The sequence below is a fragment of the Methylorubrum sp. POS3 genome (assembly GCF_043352485.1).
Lineage (GTDB): Bacteria > Pseudomonadota > Alphaproteobacteria > Rhizobiales > Beijerinckiaceae > Methylobacterium > Methylobacterium suomiense.
In genome coordinates, this window is the sequence record NZ_JAPRBT010000001.1 from 4300541 (window position 1) to 4323222 (window position 22682).

General features: G+C 66.3%; 15 protein-coding genes, 2 tRNA genes and 2 pseudogenes. 7 read left to right on the plus strand and 12 right to left on the minus strand.

Annotation, left to right across the window (positions count from 1 at the left end; all coding sequences use genetic code 11):
* Positions 1-126: 126 nt before the first annotated feature.
* Entirely contained in the window at positions 127-798 is a 672-nt protein-coding gene (locus tag OWC43_RS19880; protein ID WP_137828861.1) for an aldolase, read from the minus strand.
* A gap of 10 nt (positions 799-808) precedes the next feature.
* Positions 809-1825 (minus strand): LacI family DNA-binding transcriptional regulator, encoded by a 1017-nt coding sequence (locus OWC43_RS19885; protein WP_393957994.1) that lies wholly within the window; start codon positions 1823-1825, stop codon positions 809-811.
* Between the two features lie 183 nt (positions 1826-2008).
* On the opposite strand from OWC43_RS19885, the gene OWC43_RS19890 reads away from it, so the two are divergent.
* The 5 genes from OWC43_RS19890 to denD all read left to right on the plus strand — a co-directional run bounded on the left by OWC43_RS19890 (position 2009) and on the right by denD (position 7431).
* Positions 2009-3325: an MFS transporter gene (locus OWC43_RS19890; protein ID WP_137828863.1), complete on the plus strand. Its 1317-nt coding sequence runs from the start codon at positions 2009-2011 to the stop codon at positions 3323-3325.
* Between the two features lie 113 nt (positions 3326-3438).
* A complete protein-coding gene (gene ltnD, locus OWC43_RS19895) occupies positions 3439-4356 on the plus strand; it encodes an L-threonate dehydrogenase (protein WP_393957995.1) in 918 nt (305 codons plus the stop codon).
* Between the two features lie 15 nt (positions 4357-4371).
* Positions 4372-5169 (plus strand): 2-oxo-tetronate isomerase, encoded by a 798-nt coding sequence (otnI, locus tag OWC43_RS19900; RefSeq protein ID WP_393957996.1) that lies wholly within the window; start codon positions 4372-4374, stop codon positions 5167-5169.
* A complete protein-coding gene (gene otnK, locus OWC43_RS19905) occupies positions 5166-6440 on the plus strand; it encodes a 3-oxo-tetronate kinase (protein ID WP_393957997.1) in 1275 nt (424 codons plus the stop codon). Before otnI ends, otnK begins: the two co-directional genes overlap by 4 nt.
* Positions 6441-6465: 25 nt before the next feature.
* Complete coding sequence (gene denD / locus OWC43_RS19910; protein WP_393957998.1) at positions 6466-7431, plus strand: D-erythronate dehydrogenase; 966 nt, start codon at positions 6466-6468, stop codon at positions 7429-7431.
* 820 nt (positions 7432-8251) lie between these two features.
* Here the strand turns inward: denD and OWC43_RS19915 are convergent.
* The 9 genes and pseudogenes from OWC43_RS19915 to OWC43_RS19955 form a co-directional block, all read right to left on the minus strand.
* The gene (locus OWC43_RS19915) at positions 8252-9238 is read right to left on the minus strand and encodes a lipid II:glycine glycyltransferase FemX (RefSeq protein ID WP_393957999.1); all 987 of its coding nucleotides are present in this window, start codon (positions 9236-9238) and stop codon (positions 8252-8254) included.
* Positions 9239-9790: 552 nt separating this feature from the next.
* Positions 9791-10839 (minus strand): annotated as a pseudogene (locus OWC43_RS19920) (IS3 family transposase).
* A 31-nt stretch (positions 10840-10870) separates the two neighbouring features.
* Positions 10871-11661: pseudogene (locus OWC43_RS19925) on the minus strand (IS5 family transposase).
* Between the two features lie 173 nt (positions 11662-11834).
* A tRNA-Val gene (locus OWC43_RS19930) sits at positions 11835-11910 on the minus strand.
* 139 nt (positions 11911-12049) lie between these two features.
* Entirely contained in the window at positions 12050-14470 is a 2421-nt protein-coding gene (gene lon, locus OWC43_RS19935; RefSeq protein WP_137828869.1) for an endopeptidase La, read from the minus strand.
* 260 nt (positions 14471-14730) lie between these two features.
* Positions 14731-16002, minus strand: a complete 1272-nt coding sequence (gene clpX, locus OWC43_RS19940) for an ATP-dependent Clp protease ATP-binding subunit ClpX (protein ID WP_137828870.1) — start codon at positions 16000-16002, stop codon at positions 14731-14733.
* 261 nt (positions 16003-16263) lie between these two features.
* A complete protein-coding gene (locus OWC43_RS19945; RefSeq protein ID WP_137828871.1) occupies positions 16264-16890 on the minus strand; it encodes an ATP-dependent Clp protease proteolytic subunit in 627 nt (208 codons plus the stop codon).
* A 178-nt stretch (positions 16891-17068) separates the two neighbouring features.
* Positions 17069-18502, minus strand: a complete 1434-nt coding sequence (gene tig / locus OWC43_RS19950) for a trigger factor (RefSeq protein WP_393958000.1) — start codon at positions 18500-18502, stop codon at positions 17069-17071.
* Positions 18503-18639: 137 nt separating this feature from the next.
* A tRNA-Leu gene (locus OWC43_RS19955) sits at positions 18640-18724 on the minus strand.
* Positions 18725-19043: 319 nt separating this feature from the next.
* Between OWC43_RS19955 and OWC43_RS19960 the strand changes: the two genes are divergently transcribed.
* A complete protein-coding gene (locus OWC43_RS19960) occupies positions 19044-20552 on the plus strand; it encodes a multicopper oxidase family protein (protein ID WP_393958001.1) in 1509 nt (502 codons plus the stop codon).
* Here OWC43_RS19960 and OWC43_RS19965 read toward each other — a convergent pair.
* On the minus strand, positions 20545-22062 hold the full coding sequence (locus tag OWC43_RS19965) for an NAD(P)H-hydrate dehydratase (RefSeq protein WP_393958002.1): 1518 nt from the start codon (positions 22060-22062) through the stop codon (positions 20545-20547). The two genes, OWC43_RS19960 and OWC43_RS19965, sit on opposite strands and share 8 nt — an antisense overlap.
* A gap of 183 nt (positions 22063-22245) precedes the next feature.
* On the opposite strand from OWC43_RS19965, the gene OWC43_RS19970 reads away from it, so the two are divergent.
* The gene (locus OWC43_RS19970; protein ID WP_137828874.1) at positions 22246-22584 is read left to right on the plus strand and encodes a P-II family nitrogen regulator; all 339 of its coding nucleotides are present in this window, start codon (positions 22246-22248) and stop codon (positions 22582-22584) included.
* Positions 22585-22682 lie beyond the last annotated feature (98 nt).

The window sequence follows — 22682 nt, forward strand, 5'->3', positions numbered from 1 at the left end:
CCGAAACTCGCTCGAATGGATGACGTCTTCGGCTTTGGTCCCCACGGCAGCGCCACGACGCGCAGACCGTCTGCCGGCCATTCGGGAGCGCCCTGCGCGCGTTCCTCCCGCGCGGACCGCGCCGGATCATCCGCAATCACCGCGGTGATCCGGCAGCGTCAGGCCGAAATGTGCCACGAGGTCGTCGACCTGGGCCGGTGAGAGCGCGCGGGGATTGAGATTGCGCAGAAGCAGGTAGAGCCGGGCTGTCTCCTCCAGTTCTTCCGTTGCGAAGACCGCGCCTTCCAGGCTGTCGCCCGCTACCACCGGACCGTGATTGGCCAGCAGCACCGCACTGTAGCGCCCGGCGAGCCCACGGATCGCGTCCGCGACGGCCGGGTCGCCCGGTCGGAAATACGGGACCAGGGCCGTGCCGCCGGTCCGCATCACGTAGTAGGGCGTCAACGGGGGCAGCACCGCCCGTGGATCGATTTCCGGCAGCATCGACACCGCCACCGCATGGGTCGAGTGCAGATGCACGATTGCCCGTGCTTCGGTCCGGCTCTCGTAGAGGGCGGCGTGAAGCGGAATCTCCTTCGTCGGCTTGTCGCCGGATAGGAGGTGGCCCGCCGCATCGAGCCGGGCGATCCGGGCCGGATCGAGGAAGCCGAGCGAGGCGTTCGTCGGCGTGACCAGCCAGCCGCCGTCGTCGAGACGGACCGAGATGTTGCCCGACGAGCCCGGCGTCAGACCCCGCTCGAAGAGCGAGCGGCCGTAGCGGCAGATCTCCTCGCGCAGCTTGCCGTCCGAGCTGCTCATTCCGAAGTCCTCATGCGGTTGCCCCCTGACAGAGTTCGAAGCCGAGATCGATCGTCCCCGCGAGCGCGCCGTCGGCGAGGCTCCGGGCCGCCGCACGGCCGATCTCCAGGCGTGGCGTCCGAATCGTGGAGAGCGGCTGCGGCATCGCGGCCGTGATGTCGAGGGCGTGGCAGCCGAACAGGGCGACGCGCCCGGGCACGGCCCAACTGCGTCCGAGGCAGCCGAAATAGCCGCCGAGCGCCATGTCGTCGTTCGAGAAATAGACCGCGTCCGTGTCCGGCGCCCGCGCCATCAGCGCCTCCAGAGCCGCGCGGCCGACGGCGGCTGACGAACGATCGAACACGAGTTCCTGGCTGTGCAGGCTGAGCCCTGCTTCGCGGAGTGCCGCCTCGAAACCGGCGAACCGCTTCGCGGCTCGCAAATCCCGGCTCAAGTCGTGCCCGACATAGCCGATGCGCCGGTAGCCGCGCTCGATCAGATGACGGGCGCTGGCATGCCCCACGGCGCGGTTTGAGAAACCTACGACGATATCGAGACCCGGCCCATCCGTGTCGATCATCTCGACGATCCGGATGCCGGCGGCTCGCAGACGGGTCACCGTCAGCGCCGTGTGCTCCAGCCCGGTCAGCACGAGGGCGGACGGGCGCCAGGACAGGAGGCTTTCGACCAGCGTCTCCTCGCGGGCGGGATCGTAGTCGCTCACCCCGATGACGCTCTGGAAGCCGGTGGTATCCAGATCACCGGTAAGCCCGCGGAGCAGATCGGGAAAAACGATGTTGGTGAGCGACGGGATCACGACCCCGACGAGTTGCGAGCCGACCGAATCGGCGTTGCCCGCGAGAGAGCCGGCGAGCCGGTTCGGAACGTAGCCGAGCCGGGCGGCCGCCTCCAGCACACGCTCGCCTGCCCGCTTCGAGTAGGAACCCTGGCCGCGCAGAACGCGGGAGACCGTGCTCTCGCCGACCTGCGCTTCGCGGGCGACATCGGCGATCGTCACGAGGCGGCCCGGCACCTGGTGAAGGGTCATGCCTGCTCCCTCCGGCTGAGGTTCTGCATAACAACCGGGCCTGCCTATCACAACCGATTTTGGCAGCGCTGCCAAATATAAATTGGCAGCGCTGCCAAAACATCATACGTATCGATTCGAGCACTGCCACTTCGAGTGGTGCCGATAGGCCGCCCGCCTGGACGGGCAGCCGGGAGAACGCCCATGACCACGCCAGCCGCCGCACTCTCGGGGGCCGCCGCGCCGCCGAACGAATTCGTCGAGCAGACCTACACGAAGGTGTTCTGGCGCCTCGTGCCGTTCCTGATGCTTTGCTACGTGATCGCCTACCTGGACCGGGTGAACGTCGGTTTCGCCAAGCTTCAGATGTCGCAGGAGCTGCAGTTCAGCGACACGGTCTACGGCTTCGGCGCAGGCCTGTTCTTCGTGGGCTACTTCCTGTTCGAGGTGCCCTCGAACGTGATCCTGGACCGGGTCGGTGCTCGGGTCTGGATCGCCCGGATCATGATCACCTGGGGGATCATTTCTGGGGCGTTCATGTTCGTGAACTCGGCGACCTCGTTCTACATCATGCGCTTCCTGCTGGGGTTGGCCGAGGCAGGCTTCTATCCGGGCGTGATCCTCTACGTGACGGCGTGGTTTCCCTCCCATCGCCGCGCGCGGGTGATCGCAGTGTTCATGTCCGCGATTCCTGTCTCCGGCATCTTCGGCAACCCGCTCTCGGGCTGGATCATGGATGCCTTCAACGGGACCTACGGCCTCTCCGGCTGGCAGTGGATGTTCCTGATCGAGGCCATTCCCGCCGTGCTCGTGGGCGTGGCCGTGTTCCTCTACCTCGACAACCGCCCGGCCGACGCGGCGTGGCTCTCTCCGGCCGAGAAGGCGGTGATCGAGCGCGACATTGCGGCCGAGCGCGCGAGCAAGGTCGAGAGCCCGCACTCGATCACCAGCGTGTTCCGCAACGGACGGATCTGGTTCATGAGCCTGATCTACTTCGCGTTCGTCACCGGACAGTACGGCCTGACGTTCTGGATGCCGACGATCGTCAAAGCCTCCGGGATCCAAGGCAATTTCAACATCGGTCTCGTCAGCGCGATCCCGTTCCTGTTTGCCGTCCTCGTGATGATCCTGCTCGGCCGCAGCGCCGACCGGATGCGTGAGCGCCGCTGGCATCTGATCGTGCCGGCGCTCTTCGGCTCGGTTGGCTTCATCGTCGCGGCGAGCACCGGCAGCACCGTCGTCGCGGTGGCAGCCCTCTCGGTCGCGGCGGGCGGCGTGCTGACCTGCGCGCCGCTGTTCTGGTCGCTCCCGACCGCCTTCCTCACCGGTACCGGCGCGGCGGCTGGCATCGCGCTGATCAACTCGGTCGGCAACCTCGCGGGCTTCGCCAGCCCCTACGTGATCGGGACGCTGCGAGATTCCACGGGTAGCACGGCGGCCGGCATGTACGCCCTGGCCGGGATGCTGGTGGTCGGCGCCGTCTGCGTGTTCCTGACGCCGAAGCGGCTCGTGAACCGCTAGCGCGTCTTTCGACCGTCGCCCTGCCTGGCCCCCGCGGCTGCAAGGGATACCCCGTCCGCGGCGGCGAGACCGCCAATCTCGCTGCTTCGATCTCAGAGAATGGATCCTACACGATGAGTATCACCCCTCAGACAGGTCGCGTTGCGGTGATCGGCCTCGGGTCGATGGGCGCCGGCATGGCCGGCTCGCTCCTGCGGGCGGGATTCTCGGTCACCGCCTGCGACGTCGATCCGGAGGCGGTGACCCGCTTTGAAGCTGCGGGCGGGCGCGGGGTCGCGACCCCGGCCCAGGCCGCGAACGGTGCCGACGTCGTGGTCTGCGTCGTCGTGAACGCGGCACAGACGGAGGCCGTCCTGTTTGGCCCCGAGGGAGCCGCCGCCGCGATGCCGCCGGGCACCGTGTTCGTGTCCTCCGCGACCATGGACCCGGCCATCGCCCGGCGCCTCGCGGCCCGACTCGAAGAGACGGGGCGCCACTACCTCGATGCGCCGATGAGCGGTGGGGCCGCCCGAGCGGCGGAGGGCGAACTGACCTTCCTGGCCTCCGGCACCAAAGCCGCCTTCGACGCGGCCCGGCCGGCGCTCGAGGCCATGGCGGGCAAGCTCTATGAACTCGGCGATGCGGCTGGGCAGGGCGCCGCCTTCAAGATGATCAACCAACTGCTTGCCGGGGTTCACATCGCCGCGGCCAGCGAGGCGATGAGCTTTGCCGCCAAGCAAGGCCTCGATCTGCACAAGGTCTATGAGGTGATCACGGCGTCGGCCGGTAATTCTTGGATGTTCGAGAACCGGATGCCGCACGTGCTGGAGGGCGATTACAGCCCCAAGAGCGCCGTCGACATCTTCGTCAAGGATCTTGGCATCGTGCAGGACATGGCGCGGGCCGAGAAATACCCCGTGCCGGTGGCCGCCGCCGCGCTGCAGATGTTCCTGATGGCCTCGGGCTCCGGCATGGGCCGGGACGACGACGCCTCCGTGGCCCGCCTCTACGCGCAGGTGGCCGGCGCCGTCCTGCCGTCGCCGAAGGACTGAAGGGAGACCGCGCCCATGCCGCGCTTCGCTGCCAACCTCACGCTCATGTTCACGGAGCGGCCGTTCCTCGACCGCTTCGCCGCCGCCGCTGCGGCGGGCTTCACCGCGGTCGAATTCCTGTTTCCCTACGACCATCCGCCCGAGGCCATCACCGAGCGCCTGGCGCGGTACGGGCTGACCCAGGCGCTGTTCAACCTGCCGCCGGGCGACTGGGCGGCGGGCGAGCGCGGCCTTGCCGCCCTGCCGGACCGCTTCGCCGAATTGCAGGCGGGCGTCGAGACCGGGCTGACCTACGCCGAGGCGACCGGCGTCGCCCGGCTCCACCTCATGGCCGGCATGGCCGCGGCGGACGATCCCGAGGCGAGGAAGGCCTATCGCCGGGCCGTGGCCTGGACGGCCGAGCGCGTCGGGCGCGAAGGCCTCGATCTGGTGCTGGAGCCGATCAACGCCCGCAACATGCCGGGCTATTTCCTCAACGACTTCGGCGCCGCCGCCCGCCTGATCACGGAGCTGGCGCTGCCGAACCTGAAACTGCAGTTCGACCTCTATCACTGCCAGATTCTGCACGGGGACGTGACGACCCGCCTGCGCGACCTGATGCCGATGATCGGTCACGTCCAAACGGCCAGCGTCCCGGCCCGGAACGAACCCGGCACGGGCGAAATGAACGACGCTTTCCTGTTTGCCGAACTCGACCGCCTCGGCTACGCGGGCTTCGTCGGCTGCGAGTACAACCCGGCCGCCGGCACGGAGGCAGGCCTCGGCTGGTTCGAGCCCTATCGCGCCGCGCAGAGCGGGGAGGTCGGCCGATGAGCCTCGCCCTCGGATCGGTGGCCGACGACTATACTGGCGCCTCGGACCTCGCCAACACGCTCACCAAGGGCGGTCTGCGCACGGTGCAGACCATCGGCATCCCCGCCGACGATCTGGATCTGGCCGGTATCGACGCCGTCGTCGTCGCCCTCAAGACCCGCTCCATCCCGGTCGGAGAGGCCGTGTCGCGCTCCCGCGCGGCGGAGGCTTGGTTGCGCCGACGCGGCGCCGCCCACGTCCTGTTCAAGATCTGCTCGACGTTCGACTCCACCGACGCGGGCAATATCGGTCCCGTCATGGACGCCCTGCGCGGCGAGGCCGGTGAAGCCATCGCCCTCGTCACTCCCGCCTTCCCGGAGACGGGGCGCACGGTCTACCAAGGCAATCTCTTCGTCGGCGCGGTCCCGCTGAACGAGAGCCCGCTCAAGGACCATCCCCTCAATCCGATGCGGGACGCCAACCTCGTGCGGGTGCTGGCGCGCCAGAGCGCTTCGCCCGTGGGGCTGGTGGATTTCGCCACTGTGGTCCGGGGCCACGAGGCGGTGGCCAAGCGCCTCGACGCGCTCGCCGCCGAGGGCGTGGGCGCCGCCATCGCCGACGCCGTGACGGAGGCCGACCTCGAAACCCTCGGCAGGGCAGCCCTCGCCCATCGGGTCTCGGTGGGCGCCTCGGGCCTCGGCCTCGGTCTCGCCCGCGCCCTGGTCGCGGCCGGGCGCGCCTGTGCGCCGGACAGCGCCGCCGATGTCGGCGCCCCGGTCGGGGGGCTTGCCGCCTGCCTGGCCGGCAGTTGTTCCCAGGCGACCCTCGGCCAGATCGCGGCGGCCGAAGCCGTGATGCCTGTGCGTCGCCTCGACCCCGAGCGGGTGCTCGCGGGCGATGCCGAGATCGAGGCCGCCCTGGCCTGGGCCGGCGAACGCGTGGGGACCGGCCCCATCCTCATTGCCAGCAGCGCCGAACCCGAGACCGTGCGGGCGCTCCAGGCCCGCTACGGCGGCGACCGGGTCGGCCATGCCCTCGAAGACGCACTGGCCCGCATCGCCGAGGGCCTCAATGCGCGCGGTGTGCGCCGTCTCGTGGTGGCGGGTGGCGAGACCTCGGGGGCCGTCGTGGACCGGCTCGGGCTGAGGGCTTTCCAACTCGGGCCGGAGATCGCCGCCGGGGTGCCGGTGCTGCGGACCCTGGGACAGGGCGATCCGATGCTGCTCGCCCTCAAATCGGGCAATTTCGGCGGTCGCGACTTCTTCGCCCGCGCCCTCGACCTGATGCTCTGAATCCCGTTCTGGAGGAAGACAATCCATGCATGCCCTAATCCTCGGCGCCGCCGGCATGATCGGCCGGCGTCTTGCCGATGCTCTCGCCGCGCAGGGCGATGCCCGCGCCCTCACGCTCGTCGACGTGGTGGAGCCGACGGCGCCGGCGGGCTTCGCTGGCTCGGTCGTCACGGCGGCCGCCGACCTCTCGAGTCCAGGCGCGGCGGAAGCCGCGCTGATCGGCCGACCGGACGTGATCTTCCACCTCGCGGCAATCGTCTCGGGCGAGGCCGAGGCCGATTTGGAAAAGGGCTACCGGGTCAACCTCGACGCAACGCGCCTCTTGTTCGATGCAATCCGGCATGCCCATGTCGCCGAGGGCTATCGCCCACGGGTGATCTTCACCTCGTCGTTGGCCGTGTTCGGGCCGCCGCTGCCGGGCGTCATTCCTGACGATATGATCCTCACGCCGGCCACCTCCTACGGCACGCAGAAGGCCATGGGCGAGCTGCTCCTCGCCGACTATACGCGGCGTGGCTTCTTCGACGGCATCGGACTTCGCTTGCCCACCATCTGCGTCCGGCCGGGCAAGCCGAACAAGGCGGCCTCCGGGTTCTTCTCGGGCATCATCCGGGAGCCGCTGGCCGGCCAGGAGGCCATCCTTCCGGTTCCCGACACTGTACGCCACTGGTTCGCGAGCCCGCGCTCGGCCACCGAGTACCTCCTGCACGCCGCCCGCATCGACCTCAGTCCCCTGGGCTTGCGCCGAAGCCTGACGATGCCCGGCCTCTCGGCCACGGTGGCCGACGAAATCGAGGCCCTGCGCCGGGTGGGCGGCGACGCGGCGGTGGCGCTGATCCGGCGCGAGCCGAACCCGGCGATCCAGGCGATCGTCGAGACTTGGCCGGAGGCTTTCAACACACGCCGCGCGCTCGATCTAGGTTTCAAGGGCGATGCGCGCTTCGATGACCTGATCGAACAGCATCTGGCCGAGTCGCAGTCGACAACCTGACGCGTGCACTGGCCATGCCTGTCCCGAGAGCATGCCGGTGGCGTGCCACGAGGGACTCGCCGCCGCACCGACCCGATGGAGTCAGTTGGGATCCCGTTGGGCCGTCATGTCCAACCCAACCGCCTCGTAATTCTATTGCTCAGGTGGCGTCGCGTCGGTCATGCACTGGCCCGCGACGCTCCTCGTGCTCGCGGTGCTGTCATTGGCCTAGGGCGCCACAAGCCTGTCGCCGGAGGCGGCAAACGAGGGCACCCGGTTCGTCCTGCACAAGTCGGTGGGACTAGGGATCCTAGACATCGCCGTGTGCCTGATCATCAGGCGAATGTTTCATGAGACACCGCCACATCCGCCTATACCGGTGATATTCTGAGGAGCTAGGGCATGTTGAACTGGTTTCGCGCCCAATAAGAAGTTGAACTCTATCATGGTTCCAGTGTCAGCTGAGGCCCGACCCGCTGCCTTAAACTGGACCTTCCGAACTCCCACTTTGAGGCGAAGGCGGCAGTTTGGTGCGTTCCCGCTGGATATCCGATCATCACGCAATACGACGAGTCAGAGGTGGCCTTGATTTGGGTTCGATTGCTGGGCTCGATGCACCGTGAACCTTTAGCACATCGACCAGTCCCATCGGATCGTCTTGCTGACTCGACGCAGATAGATCGGCTCTCCCGACGCACGCGATGACAGCCCTTTCAGCAATGAAGCAGCTCTTGCCAGCAAGATTGCGAACGTCACGATGTTAATGCCTTGCTGTCCGTGGCCATTTAAGAGCAATTGTTGAGGTGCTGTGCTGATAGTAATCGAGGAACCGAGAGCGTGCTCATCTTGACAGCAAAGTCCCGGCTACCGCCCTGACGGTGCGGGTGCGGCTGTAGAGCCAAAGTGAGCTGCTTGGAACGACGTTGCGGGTCAGTCCGCGCTTGAAATCATAAACACCGCGATTGTTCGCCGGATCGATCCCGCCAAAATCGAACACTCGGCAGCCCTCCTCTGCCCCACGGCAGATGAAGCCCCACACTGCTAAGTAGGCGGCAGCGTTCACTTTGGCTCGCTCGGTCGAGGCGGTGAAAAAATCGGTGAGGCGATTGCGGCTCACATGCGCGATGCGGACCAAGCACCGCTCGCCACCATCTCGGACATCCAGCATAACGAGATGCGGATCGTTTGCTGCGAGGTCGCGATAAGCGGAAGCGTCGAAGTTGTTCGAGAAGCCCTTCCGTAGCTTCAGAGCCTTGTACATCTCCGCAAAAGCATCGAAGGCGGCGAGCCGCTCGGTCACTGTATCGAGGAAGTGCAAGCTGAGCTCTGTGTTGCGCTGGGCCTTTCGCAAAGCCTTGCGCCATCGTTGTTCCATCTCAGCCTGCACCTTCTCGAGACCGTGGGTGAGATCCACCTCGAGGGTATGGCGACCAGCCGCGGTGACGGGCGCGAAGCCGGCTGCCAGGAGACCGAGCACCGCGCCAGGGCTCTCCGCTCGTGCGGGATCGACGATCATGAGATCGAGCGGCCCGAGCGCAAGGTATGTGAGAAGCGCGCGCATGACGGCCTCGCCATGACGTTCACCCTTGTCGGTCAGGAGCGGCCCACCCTGGATGTATATCTGCCGCGCGGGGCCGCGAGCGCGGATCTGCATCTGCGCTAAGCCAAGTAGATCGCCATTCTCGTCGGAGACGCCTAGGCGGGCGATGTCCGCGCCACATCGCGCCTTGTAGGTACCCCAGCCCGCGGTTGCGAAGATTGTGCCGCTTGCATGCGCCCACACCGCCGCGTCCCAGACTGAAAGATCGTCTATCGGGATAACCTGCAACGTCGCCTCGCGAATTCGCTCTCGTTATGAACGAAGCGAATTCGAAAGTAATCCTGCAAATCGGCACGTTTGTTTTCAACATCGAGTGCCAATCGCCGGTGTCCGGCTGCCTAAGAGATGCGAAATTGTGCCGACTCTCAGATAATAAAATTCAATTCGTTCTCTATTGTCCACAACGATGCGATCGCAATGCCTGCAGCCATCCGCGCCTCTGCGGTGGCCTTCCGTGCCGCTGGGTCGGATGCATGTGATGCGGTGGCATGCTCAAACCTTATGAGCGTGCGCAGTAACTTGGATGACTGTCTTTCTTTTGCATGCCCTAACGGAAGGACAGCCTCGGCGCCGCGAGGAAGCCCTGCCGAAGAAGAGCGTCGCCGAGGCGCTCATCCGGTCCGAAGTTGTGAGCTACGAGGGAGCTGACCCTGACCCACCAAACTGATCCGCGCTGAGCGCAAGTTTTTCGGGCATTTGGAGTTGCCCCGGTTTGTATTCCACGGCCCATGCAAGTTATCGGGCTATGACAGCTTGTTCGACGAAGGCTCGAGGCGTCAATCAGCTCAAGGCCGTGTGAGGTCGATCTTCGTTGGAGTGGCACCTCCAGTCATCAATGCGCTCACGGCCATCTGTCAGCGACAGAAACCACGAGGCGTTCAAGCACTCCACTCGAAGACGGCCGTTGAACGCTTCGATACAGGCGTTGTCGGTCGGCTTGCCCGGTCGGGAGAAGTCGATCTCGACCCCGTTCAGGGAGGCCCATCGGTCGAGCATGCGCCCGGCGAACTCCGGTCCAGTATCCACCCGCAGGCTCTTGGGCCAACCTCGCAGCCCGACCAAGGCGTCCAGAGCCTCGGTCGCCTGGAAGGTGCGGAAGTTGGCTCTTGGTATCAGTGAGAGCGCCTCTCGCGTGTGGCAATCGACCACCGTCAGGATCCGGAACGGACGCCCGTTGAACAGGCAGTCGGACATGAAGTCCATGGCCCAGACCTCGTTGGCTCCACCGATCGCCGGTCGTCCCTAGCTAGAGCGCCGGGCTCGCTTGCGCTTAGGCATCTTGGACCGGATCGAGAGCCCCTCGTCGCGGTAGATCCGGTCGGCGCGCTGATGGTTCACCTCCCAGCCCTCCCGTCGCAACAGGATGTGCCGCCGCCGGTAGCCGTAGCGCACCCGTGCGGCAGCCAATTCCGTCAGCCGCATGCGCAAACCCGCCTGAAGGTCCAAGCGCTTCCTGTCGCGCTGGGACGAACGGCCGAAGCCGGTAGCCAGACAGGCCCGACGCCCGCTAATTTCGTATGCCCCCTGCAGCTGACCAACGACCTCACGGCGAGCGGCAGGCCTCACCACTTTCGTTTGAGGACGTTCCGCAGCATGGAGCGGTCCGGCGTCAGATCGGCGACCAGCCGCTTCAGCTTGCTGTTCCCGTCCTCCAGTGGCTTGAGCCGTCGGATCTCCGGCACGCCCATGCCGACGAACTGCTTCTTCCAGCGATCAAAGGTCGGCTCGGATACGCCGATCTTCCGGCAGACCTCGTCCACCTTCGCGCCGTTCTCCGCTTGCCGCAGGGCAAAGGTGATCTGTTTGTTCATGAAGCGTTTGCGAGGCATGGCATCCCCCCTCCTTCAAGATATAGAGCGCCTAACAGAACCGTCTGATCTGGTTGATGGTGATGAGGCTTGCGGCGAGGCTGGTGAAGGCCTCGTCGATGTCGGCGCGTCGCTCGTAGCGGATGGGCAGGCGGCGGAAACGATTGAACCAAGCGTGGGTGCCCTCATCCTGAGCTTGTCGAAGGATCGACGACCCAGCGATGGCGGCCGAGCCTCTGGCTGCACTCGATGCCTTTGCGGGCGATGCGCGGCACGATCCCGCGCGCCCGACACTCCTGGCGGCGTGCTTTGGCATCGTAGGCCTTGTCGGCGTGCAGCTTGTCGGGTCGGTGTCGTGGGCGTCCGCGCCGGCCGTTGCGCAGGGGCGGGATGGCCTCGAGGGTCTGGGCCATCATCACGCTGTCGTGCCGGTTGGCCCCGCTCAGGCAGAAGCCGAGCGGCGTGCCGCGCGCGTCGGTGACGAGGTGGCGCTTGGTGCCCGGCTTGCCCCGATCCGTCGGGTTCGGGCCGGTGGCAGGCCCCCCTTTTTGGCCGGGACGGACGCGCTGTCCAGGCTCGCCCGGCTCCAGTCGATCTGCTCAGCTGCATGCAAGCGCTCCAGCAGCACCTGATGCAGCCACGCCCAGACGCCGGCCTCCTGCCAGTCGCTCAGGCGGCGCCAACCACTCATCCCGCAGCCGCAGCCCATCTCGGCGGGCAGCATCTCCCAGGGCAGACCTGAGCGCAGCACGACAGGATCCCGGTCAGCGCCGCCCGGTTCTCGATCGGGCGCCGCCCGCCCTTCGGACGTGGCCGGGGCGGCGGCAGAAGCGGACGAGCCATCACAACCAACGCACGCCCAACCGTTCCGTGCCCGTTCTGTTAGACGCTCTAAGCTAACGGCAGGCACGTGCCCCGGGAGGCTCAGTGCAACAATGAGGGAAGCATTCTTGTGTAGTGAAAAGGGAGACGGGTGGTCCCTAATCTCCTGAGGCAGTCTAACATATTGATAATATTGGTGGGCGGTGAGGGACTCGAACCCCCGACCCTCTCCGTGTAAAGGAGACGCTCTACCAACTGAGCTAACCGCCCGCTCGCCTGCGCCGCAGGGTTACGAGAGCGGGGCTGGACGCGCAAGGCTCAAGCTCGATTTCCTGCGATCTCCAGCACGAAAAAGGCCCCCGGCGCTGAGCGTCGGGGGCCTTTCGCGAGGAGTCGGGCTCGCTCGAGTTTAGTGAGCGATCAGGGTCGCCCCGTCGTCGTCCCGCGCCGGGGTCTTGGCCGGGAGCGGCTCGTCCCACTCGATGGGTTCGGGCTGGCGCACGAGGGCGTGCGTCAGAACCTGATCCATCCGGGAGACCGGGATGATCTCGAGCCCCTGTTTCACGCTGTCGGGCACCTCGGCGATGTCCTTGGCGTTCTCCTCAGGGATAAGAACCGTCTTGATCCCGCCGCGGAGCGCCGCGAGCAGCTTCTCCTTGAGGCCACCGATCGGCAGGACGCGACCCCGCAGGGTCACCTCGCCGGTCATCGCCACCTCGCGACGCACCGGAATGCCGGTGAGCGTCGAGATGATCGCAGTGGCCATGGCGATACCCGCCGACGGCCCGTCCTTCGGGGTGGCCCCTTCCGGCACGTGGACGTGGATGTCCCGACGCTCGAACAGCGGCGGCTCGATGCCGAAATCGATGGCCCGCGAACGGACATAGCTGGCCGCTGCGGAGATCGACTCCTTCATAACGTCGCGAAGGTTGCCCGTGACCGTCATCTTGCCCTTACCGGGCATCATGACGCCCTCGATCGTCAGCAACTCGCCGCCGACCTCGGTCCAGGCCAGACCCGTCACCACGCCGACCTGATCGTCCGCGTCGATCTCGCCGTAGCGGAACTTCGGCGGGCCGAGGAAGACCGGCAGAGTGTCGGGGTTGCCCTCGACCTGCTTCACCTTGGTGATCAGGATCTCCTTCACAGCTTTGCGGATCAGGTTGGAGATCTCGCGCTCGAGGTTGCGGACGCCCGCCTCCCGCGTGTAGCGGCGGATGAGCATCATCAGACCGTCATCGGTGATCGACCACTCGTCGGTCCCGAGCCCGTGCTTCTTCATCGCCTCGGGGATCAGGTGGCGGCGGGCAATCTCCAGCTTCTCCTCTTCGGTGTAGCCGGCGATGCGAATCACCTCCATGCGGTCCATAAGAGGCCCAGGGATATTGAGCGTGTTCGCGGTCGTCACGAACATCACGTTCGACAGGTCGTAATCGACCTCGAGGTAATGGTCGTTGAAGGTCGCGTTCTGCTCCGGGTCCAACACCTCGAGGAGGGCCGCCGACGGATCGCCGCGGAAATCCATGCCCATCTTGTCGATCTCGTCGAGCAGGATGAGCGGGTTCGATGTCTTGGCCTTGCGCATCGACTGGACGATCTTGCCGGGCATCGAACCAATATAGGTCCGACGGTGACCGCGAATCTCGGCCTCGTCACGCACGCCGCCGAGCGACATCCGGACGAACTCCCGGCCCGTGGACTTCGCGATCGACTTGCCAAGCGAAGTCTTGCCGACGCCGGGCGGGCCGACGAGGCAGAGGATCGGGCCCGTGAGGCGGTTCGTCCGTTGTTGGACGGCGAGGTACTCCACGATCCGGTCCTTGACCTTGTCGAGGCCGAAATGATCCGAATCGAGGATCGCCTGGGCGCCGAGCAGGTCCTTCTTGATCTTCGAGCGCTTGCCCCACGGGATGCCGAGCATCCAGTCGAGATAGTTGCGCACGACGGTCGCTTCGGCCGACATCGGTGACATCTGACGAAGCTTTTTCAGCTCGGCGGTGGCCTTCTCGCGGGCCTCCTTGGTCAGCTTGGTCTTCTCGATCTTCTCTTCCAGCTCGGCCAGCTCGTCGCGACCGTCCTCGTCGCCGAGTTCCTTCTGGATCGCCTTCATCTGCTCGTTGAGGTAGTACTCGCGCTGGGTCTTCTCCATCTGCCGCTTGACGCGGGTCCGGATGCGCTTCTCCACCTGCAGCACGGAGATCTCGCTCTCCATCAGGGACAGGACACGCTCCAGGCGTGCCGCCACCGTGGGAATTTCGAGGATCGCCTGCTTGTCGGCGATTTTCACCGCCAGATGCGAGCCGACCGTGTCGGCAAGCTTCGAGGGCTCGTCGATCTGGGTGACGGCGGACACGACCTCGGGGGAGATCTTCTTGTTGAGCTTCACATAGTTCTCGAACTCGGAGATCACCGAGCGTGCGAGGGCCTCGGCCTCGACGCGATCACCGAGGTCGTCGTCGAGGGTCAGGGCGCGTGCCTCGTAGAATTCGTCGGAGCGGACGAACTCCTCGATCTGCGCGCGACCGGCGCCTTCGACGAGCACCTTCACGGTGCCGTCGGGCAGCTTGAGGAGCTGAAGCACGGAGGCGAGCGTGCCGATCTTGTAGATCGCGTCGGTCGCCGGGTCGTCGTCGCTCGCGTTGATCTGCGTCGCGAGCAGGATGTGACGATCCGAACGCACCGCCTCCTCGAGCGCGCGGATCGACTTCTCCCGACCGACGAAGAGCGGGACGATCATGTGCGGAAAGACGACGATGTCGCGCAGCGGCAGGACGGCGTAGGAGCCCGTCGAACCGGGAACGACCGGCTGGCGCGATTTCGACTGGGTCATGGAGTTTCCCTTATCTGTTGACGCCGGGCATACGCTCCTCGAATCGAGCAAGCATCCTGCCAGGTGCCGACCGGGCCGCGAAGGGTCGGAGGCGAATGATACGTCTGCGGCTGGTAGCGCAGCTCGCACCTTGTAGAGGGGTGAAAGCGTGCCGGCTGCGATGGACCTGAGTTGGTCCTTCGTCGGCGCGGTTTCAAGCGCGACACCCCGGAACGAGAGAGGGCCGCCGGCATGGCCGGGCGGCCCTCACTTCATACCCGTCAGGCGCTGACGCTTGCCGGGGCGTCCTTGTTGCGGTCGCCGTGAATGAAGAGTGGCCTCGACTTTCCGTCGACCACCTCCGGGCCGATGACCACCTGCTCCACCGAGTCGAGGCCGGGCAGATCGTACATCGTATCGAGGAGGATGGTTTCCAGGATCGATCGCAGGCCGCGGGCGCCCGTCTTGCGCTCGATCGCCTTGCGGGCCACGAGGCTCAGCGCCTCGTCCTGGAAGGTCAGCTCGACATTCTCCATCTCGAACAGCCGCTGGTACTGCTTCACCAGCGCGTTCTTCGGCTCCTGCAGGATCTTCTTGAGAGCTTCCTCGTCGAGATCCTCGAGGGTCGCCAGGACCGGGAGACGGCCGACGAATTCGGGGATGAGTCCGAATTTCAGCAGATCCTCCGGCTCGACCGAGCGGAAGATCTCGCCGGTGCGGCGGTCATCGGGAGCCTGGACGCTGGCGCCGAAGCCGATCGAGGTGCCCTTGCCGCGCTGCGAGATGATCCGCTCCAGCCCCGCGAAGGCGCCGCCGCAGATGAACAGGATGTTCGTGGTATCGACCTGCAGGAATTCCTGCTGCGGGTGCTTGCGGCCACCCTGCGGCGGCACGGAGGCGACAGTGCCCTCCATGATCTTCAGGAGCGCCTGCTGGACGCCCTCGCCCGACACGTCGCGGGTGATCGACGGATTGTCCGACTTGCGGGAGATCTTGTCGATCTCGTCGATGTAGACGATGCCGCGCTGCGCCCGCTCGACATTGTAGTCGGAGGCCTGGAGCAGCTTGAGGATGATGTTCTCGACGTCCTCACCGACGTAACCGGCTTCCGTGAGGGTGGTCGCGTCCGCCATCGTGAAGGGCACGTCGAGGATGCGGGCGAGCGTCTGCGCGAGCAGCGTCTTGCCCGAGCCGGTCGGCCCGATCAGCATGATGTTGGACTTGGCGAGCTCCACGTCGTTGTGCTTCGTCGCGTGGGCAAGCCGCTTGTAGTGGTTGTGCACCGCCACCGAGAGGACCTTCTTCGCGAAGTCCTGGCCGATGACGTAATCGTCGAGGACCCGCCGAATCTCCTTCGGGGTCGGCACGCCGTCGCGGCTCTTCACCAGCGAGGACTTCGATTCCTCGCGGATGATGTCCATGCACAGCTCGACGCACTCGTCGCAGATGAACACCGTCGGGCCCGCGATCAGCTTGCGGACCTCGTGCTGGCTCTTGCCGCAGAACGAGCAGTACAGCGTGCTCTTCGAGTCGTTGCCGCCTGTCTTGCTCATGTCGGTCTCCGGTTCGCGGGCGCAGCCCCAGCCAGCAGGGCACGCGCTTCGTCATAGGATGTAAGCGCATCCGCCTAAAGAAACAGTCACACCGCGCGGATGCGTCGGGAGTGAGGCGCTCGAATCCCGATGCAACCATGCTGCCGTCTCGGGATCAACCAGCCCCGGGGGTCGGCGAAGCGCCGAAAGGCCGCATGGCTAACGGGCGTGCCCGGAACGCCTCACCCGAGGCGCCCCGGATCACGGGCCGAACCGTCCGCGTCAGGCGGCGGCGGGCTCCGGGCGCTTGTGGAGGATGTCGTCGATGAGGCCGAACTCCTTGGCCGCGTCGGCGGTCATGAAGTTGTCGCGCTCCAGCGCCTGGTGGATGGTCTCGTACTCGCGACCCGTATGCTTCACGTAGATCTCGTTCAGGCGCTTCTTGAGCGCCTCAATCTCGCGCGCGTGGATCAGGATATCGGTCGCCTGCCCCTGGAAGCCGCCGGAGGGCTGGTGGACCATGATCCGGGCATTCGGCAGGGCGAAGCGGTGACCGGCTTCACCGGCGGCCAGCAGCAGGGAGCCCATCGAGGCAGCCTGGCCGACGCAGAGCGTCGTCACCGGGCAGCGGATGAACTGCATGGTGTCGTAGATCGACAGGCCCGAAGTCACGACGCCGCCGGGCGAGTTGATGTAGAAGGAGATTTCCTTCTTAGGGTTCTCGGCTTCCAGGAACAGGAGCTGGGCGACGATGAGCGAGGCGCCCTGGTCCTCGACCGGTCCGGTCAGGAAGATGATCCGCTCGCGCAGCAGCCGGGAATAGATGTCGAAGGCGCGCTCGCCGCGGCTCGATTGCTCGACCACCATCGGGACGAGTGAATTATGAAAATATGCGACCGGATCTCTCATGACAGCCCTCGGCTCCGGAATCCGGCCTCGGACGAATCCTCCGGGGCCGGTGGTTACAGCGAACACGGCGCGCCTTAACGCCGTCTGATCCTCAGTGCTTCGCGAGGCGCCCGCGTGGCAGGCGCCCCGTGAAGATCACGTTACGATCGTCGCCCGCCGCGGAGCCGCTAGGCGTCGATCAGCCGGCAGCCGTCTCGGCGGCCGCCTCGTTCTTCGTCACGTCCTTGGGCTCGTCGGCCTTCGACGCGCCCTCGGCGTCGGCTTCGTCGTCCTCGGCGAAGAGCGTCTCCTTCGAGACCGGCTCTTCGACGACCTGGACCTGACCGAGGACGTGGTCGACGACCTTTTCCTCGAACAGCGGCGCGCGAAGCTCGGCGAGCGCCTGGGGATTGTTGCGGTAGAAGTCGTAGACCTGCTTCTCCTGACCCGGGAACTGCCGGATCCGAGCGAAGAGGGCCTGGTTGACCTCGTCATCCGAGATCTTGATATCGGCGGTCTCGCCGACTTGCGCAAGCACCAGGCCGAGGCGCACGCGACGCTCGGCGATCTTGCGGTACTCGCTCTGCGCCTTCTCCTCGGAGGTGCCCTCCTCCTCGAAGGTTTTGCCGCGGTTCTTCAGGTCCTGCTCGACTTGGGCCCACACCGCGGCGAACTCCTGGTGAACGAGGCTCGGGGGCAGCTCGAAGGCGTACTTGCCGTCGAGGGCGTCGAGCAGCTCCTTCTTGAGCTTGCGGCGGGACTGCGCCTCGTAGTCGGAGCCGATCGCCTTGGAGACGGCCTCCTTGAGCTTCTCCAGGTCGTCCATGCCGAAGCGCTTGGCGAGCTCGTCGTCGATCTTGGCTTCACCCGGCGCCTTGACCGCCTTGACGGTCACGTCGAACTCGGCGTCCTTTCCGGCGAGCTGCTCGGCCTGGTAGCCTTCGGGGAAGGCGGTCTTCACGAGGCGGGTGTCACCGACCTTGGCGCCGACGAGCTGGTCTTCGAAGCCGGGGATGAAAGTGTTGGAGCCGAGTTCCAGCGGGACGTCCTCGCCCTTGCCGCCCTCGAACTCCACGCCGTCGATGCGGCCGACGAAATCGATCACGACCTGATCGCCGGACTGCGCTTCGGCGCCCTCGTCGCGATCCTCGAAGGAGCGGCCATCCTTGGCCATGCGCTCCAGCGCCTCGGTGATCTCCTCATCGGAGGGCTTCACCACGAGCTTCTTGATGGAGACGTCGGAGAGGTCCGCGAGCTCGAAGCTCGGCAGCACCTCGAGCTTCACCTTGAAGGCGAGGTCGCCCTTGGCATCGAGCGCGCGCTCGATGATGTTCTGCTCCTCGTCCTTCGGGAACTCGATCTGCGGCTCGAGAGCCAGCTTGAGGCCCTTGTCGGCGACGATCTGCTGGTTGGCCTCGTTGACGGCGTTCTGCAGCACGTCGGCCATCACCGACTTGCCGTACACCTTGCGCAGGTGCGCGACCGGCACCTTGCCGGGGCGGAAGCCCTTGATCTGAACCTTGCCCTTGATGTTCGAGAGCTCGGTGTTGAGGCGATCCTCAAGCTCGGTGGCGGGGAGGAGTACCTGAAACTCGCGCTTCAGCCCCTCGGAGGTCGTCTCGGTCACCTGCATCGTCGTTCGTCCGCTTTTTTTAAAAACCGCAATCTCGTCCTCGATGCCGCGGCGCCGTGGGAAACCCTGGCGGGAGCCCAAACAGCGCAAGGCCCGGCAGGAACCGGTCCGGTCCCGATGCCGGCCCGATGCGGACTTGGTGCGGGCGGAGGGGCTCGAACCCCCACGTCTTGCGACACTGGAACCTAAATCCAGCGCGTCTACCAGTTCCGCCACGCCCGCGAGCGCTTGAGCGACATGGCCCTGTCCGGGCCTTCGAAGCGCGCGTCTATAGCACGCGCGTTCGGGGCCGCAGCAAAAATTTGTTCGGGGTCGACCTCAAACGCCGTCAACCGCGCCTGCGGCTTTGGCGCCGCACACCACGAGACGCTGTGTCCTCGTCGAGCCCAGCCGGGGAGCGCTCTTTGCGTCCAGGCGTACGACCCCGTTTCTATCCGCGCCGATGATCGCTCGCGCCGCTTTTATCCTGAGGGACGATTGGCGCCCGCTGAAGGGCGCAGCTACAACGCGGGCCACTGCCCCACCAGCCGCACGAGCCCCCATGCGCATGTCCGCCCCCGAGGCCCCGAACGAGCCGATGCGGGAGGATGCGCGGACAGCGGGCGATCTGTCCCGCCGCGCGCTGATCGTCGGAAGTGCGGCGCTCATGCTCGCACCCCTCCCCGCCCTGGCCCAGTCGCCGGCTCGCAAATCGGCTCCGGCGGCCAAGCCCGCCGACGCGCCCGTTCCCGAAGCCAAACCGTCGGAGACGATGTCGCTCAAGGCGGGTCCGGCTCAAGCCCGGCTCAGGCCGGAGCCCGCCGCGGAGACCCAGGTGTGGCGCCTCGGCGACGGCGCCGCACCGCCGGTCATACGGATCAAGCTCGGCGAGGCGGTGCGTCTGCGGCTCGAGAACGGCACCGACAAGCCGCTCTCCCTGCATTGGCACGGTGTGCGCAATCGCAATCCCATGGACGGTGTCGGTGGCGTCACCCAGGCTCCGATCGGCCCTGGACAGGACTTCACCTACGAGTTCACGCCGCCGGATGCCGGCACGTTCCTGATCCGTCCCCTCGTGATCGGCGGGGCGAGCGAACCGTCGGGCCGCGGGCTGGCCGGCCTTCTGGTCGTCGAGGAGAGGTCCCCGCCCCCGGTCGAGCAGGACGTGGCGCTGCTGCTTCAGGATTGGCGCCTCGACGAGGCCGGAGCCCTGCTTCCGTTCGGCCAAGTGGCGTTCGCCGCCTCCGCTGGACGCCTGGGAAGCGCCGTGACGTTGAACGGCCAGGCAATCCCGTTGAAGCTGGAGGGGCGTCCCGGCAGCCGCCTGCGTCTCCGTCTGGCGAATGCGTGCAACGCCCGCGCGACCCGCATCCGTTTCGACGGCGTGAAGGTCTATGTCGCCGCCGTCGATGGGCAGCCCGCCGACACGTTCGAGCCGCTCAAGGCCACCCTGCCCTTCGCACCGGGCACGCGCTACGATCTGCTCCTCGACCTGCCGACACAGTCCGGCCCGGCCGGTGCGATCATGGCCCTCCTCGGACAGGGCTTGCCTTTGGCGAACCTGATCGTCGCCGGCGACCCCGTCACGCAGGCGGGTCGCAGCCCGATCGCGTCGATCCCCGAGAACAAGCGCCTTCCCGATGAGATCCGGCTGCAGACTGCGTTTCGCCGCGATCTCGTTCTGACCGGGGGCGTCAAACCCGACCGCGCCAAGCCGGGCGACGACACGCCCTATATCGCCGACCCCGCGAAGATCTGGCAGGTGAACGGCGCGAGTGGCGCGTCCGGCGCCCCTCCCCTGTTCACCGTCAAGCGTGGACAAGTCGTCGTCCTGACGATCCGCAACGACACCGCCTTTCCTCAGATCCTCCACCTGCACGGCCATGTCTTCCGCCTGCTGCATCTCCTCGATGACGGCTGGGAGCCCTACTGGCTCGATACCATGCAGATTCCGGAGAATCGGCACGCCCAGATCGCCTTCGTCGCGGACAATCCCGGTCGCTGGCTCCTGTCCTCGACGGTGCTGGAGCGGTTCGATACGGGATTGTGGACGAGCTTCGAGGTCAGCTGACGCTGGGAGCCAGATCGCGCAGGACTGCCGGCATCAATTCCGGGATATCCTCGGCAATGAGGCCCGGCCCGTGGCGGAGGCCCGCATCGCCGTGGAGCCAGACGGCCGCGCAAGCCGCCTCGAACGGCTCCAGGCCCTGTGCCAACAGCCCGCAGATCAGTCCGCCGAGCACATCGCCGGAGCCGGCAGTGCCGAGATAGGGCGAGCCGTGGTCGTTGATCGCGATCCGCCCGTCGGGCGCGGCAATCACCGTATCGGCACCCTTCAGCACGACGACCGCGCCGGCGAGATGTGCCGCCCGCGCGGTGCGTTCCGGCTTGGTCAAATCCTGCGCCAGCACCTCGGTGCCGGAAAACAGGCGACCGAACTCCCCCTCATGCGGCGTCAGCACCGCCCGGGCCTCGCCGTCGCGGAGATGGCGGGCGAGCGTGCGAAGCTCGCTGCGAAAGCTCGTCAGGGCATCGGCATCGAGAACCAGGGCGCGTCCAGCGGAGGCGGCGACGGCCACCAGCTCGCAGGTCGTCGGGCCAGTCCCGAGGCCGGGGCCGATCAGAAGGGCGTTGAGGCGGTCATCGACGAGCAGATCGTCGAGATCGTCGGCGGTCTCGCACGGGCGAAGCATGATCGCGGTGAGATGGGCCGCGTTCTCCGGGAGCGCCGAGGCGGGCGAGGCGATGGTGACGAGTCCCGCGCCGACCCGCAGCGCGCCGCGCGCGGCCAAACGTGCGGCGCCGGTTTTGAAGGCAGGGCCGGAAAGAACCAGGGCGTGACCGCGGGTGTATTTGTGGCTCGATGCGCTCAGGGCGGGCAGCGTCCACAGGCCCGGCGCATTGCGGAACAGTCTCGGCGCACCCGCCAATCCGGCCTCCAGCGCGGCGGGCCCCGTGCCGATATCGGCGAGGGTGATGTGCCCGCACAGGGACCGGCCGGGCTGAAGCAGATGGCCGGGTTTGAGGGCGACGAATGTCACGGTCTCCTGCGCCCGGATCGCCGCGCCGCGGATACGGCCGGTGTCACCGTCGAGACCACTCGGAACATCGACGCTCAGCACGGGCTGCCCGGCCGCATTCACGGCCTCGACCAGGGCGCGGGCGTCGCCTTCCAAGTCACGCGATAGACCTGCCCCGAACAGGGCATCGATCACGAGGTCGCAATCCGGCAATGACGCATTTGCTCGGCCCACCGGCCCGGGCCACTCGGCTGCGGCGATAGCGGCGTCGCCAGCCAGGGATGCCCGATCACCGAGCAATTGCAGCTCGACCGAACGTCCAGCATCCACCAGCAATCGGGCGGCGACGAAGCCGTCGCCTCCGTTGTTGCCCGGTCCGCATAGGACTAAAATCTTTTCTCCGCCCATGGCCAGGGCTCTGTCGGCGACGGCGGCACCAGCTCTCTGCATCAGCGTCAGACCGGATGTACCGGAGCTGATGGCCGCCGCATCGACCCGGCGCATCGCCTGTACGGTAAGCAGTGCGAGGTTCGCGCTCTCGGCGGCGGACGGATCATGCATGCATCGCGCTCACAATGTGCCTATAAATTCATCCAAAAAGCCGCATATGCCTACATAATCCGCAGTTTGTGCCTGCGTGATGCGCAGCATACCGAGCCGGCATCGCAAATCGCCGTGGCGGTCACGCCCCTGCGATGATACACCTGCGACGTAGTGACGACGTGTGGATCGGGTCGAGCCGGGATGAAGAAGATCGAGGCGATCATCAAGCCATTTAAGCTCGACGAGGTGAAGGAGGCCCTCCAGGAAGTTGGCCTCCAGGGTATCACCGTCATCGAAGCGAAGGGCTTCGGGCGGCAGAAGGGACATACCGAGCTCTATCGGGGCGCGGAATATGTCGTCGACTTCCTGCCGAAGGTGAAGCTGGAGATCGTCCTGTCCGATGCGATGGTCGAGGGCGCCGTCGAGGCGATCCGCAAATCGGCTCAGACCGGGCGTATCGGAGACGGCAAGATCTTCGTCTCGACGATCGAGGAAGCCATCCGCATCCGGACCGGCGAAACCGGCGCTGACGCGATCTAACAGGGTGGCCCTTTCGGCAGCTCTACGCTTCTCCCCCCACAACGAACGATTTTGGCGCGCTTCGTGAACGGGCGGCTGCGCGTCCGACGAGGCGCGGC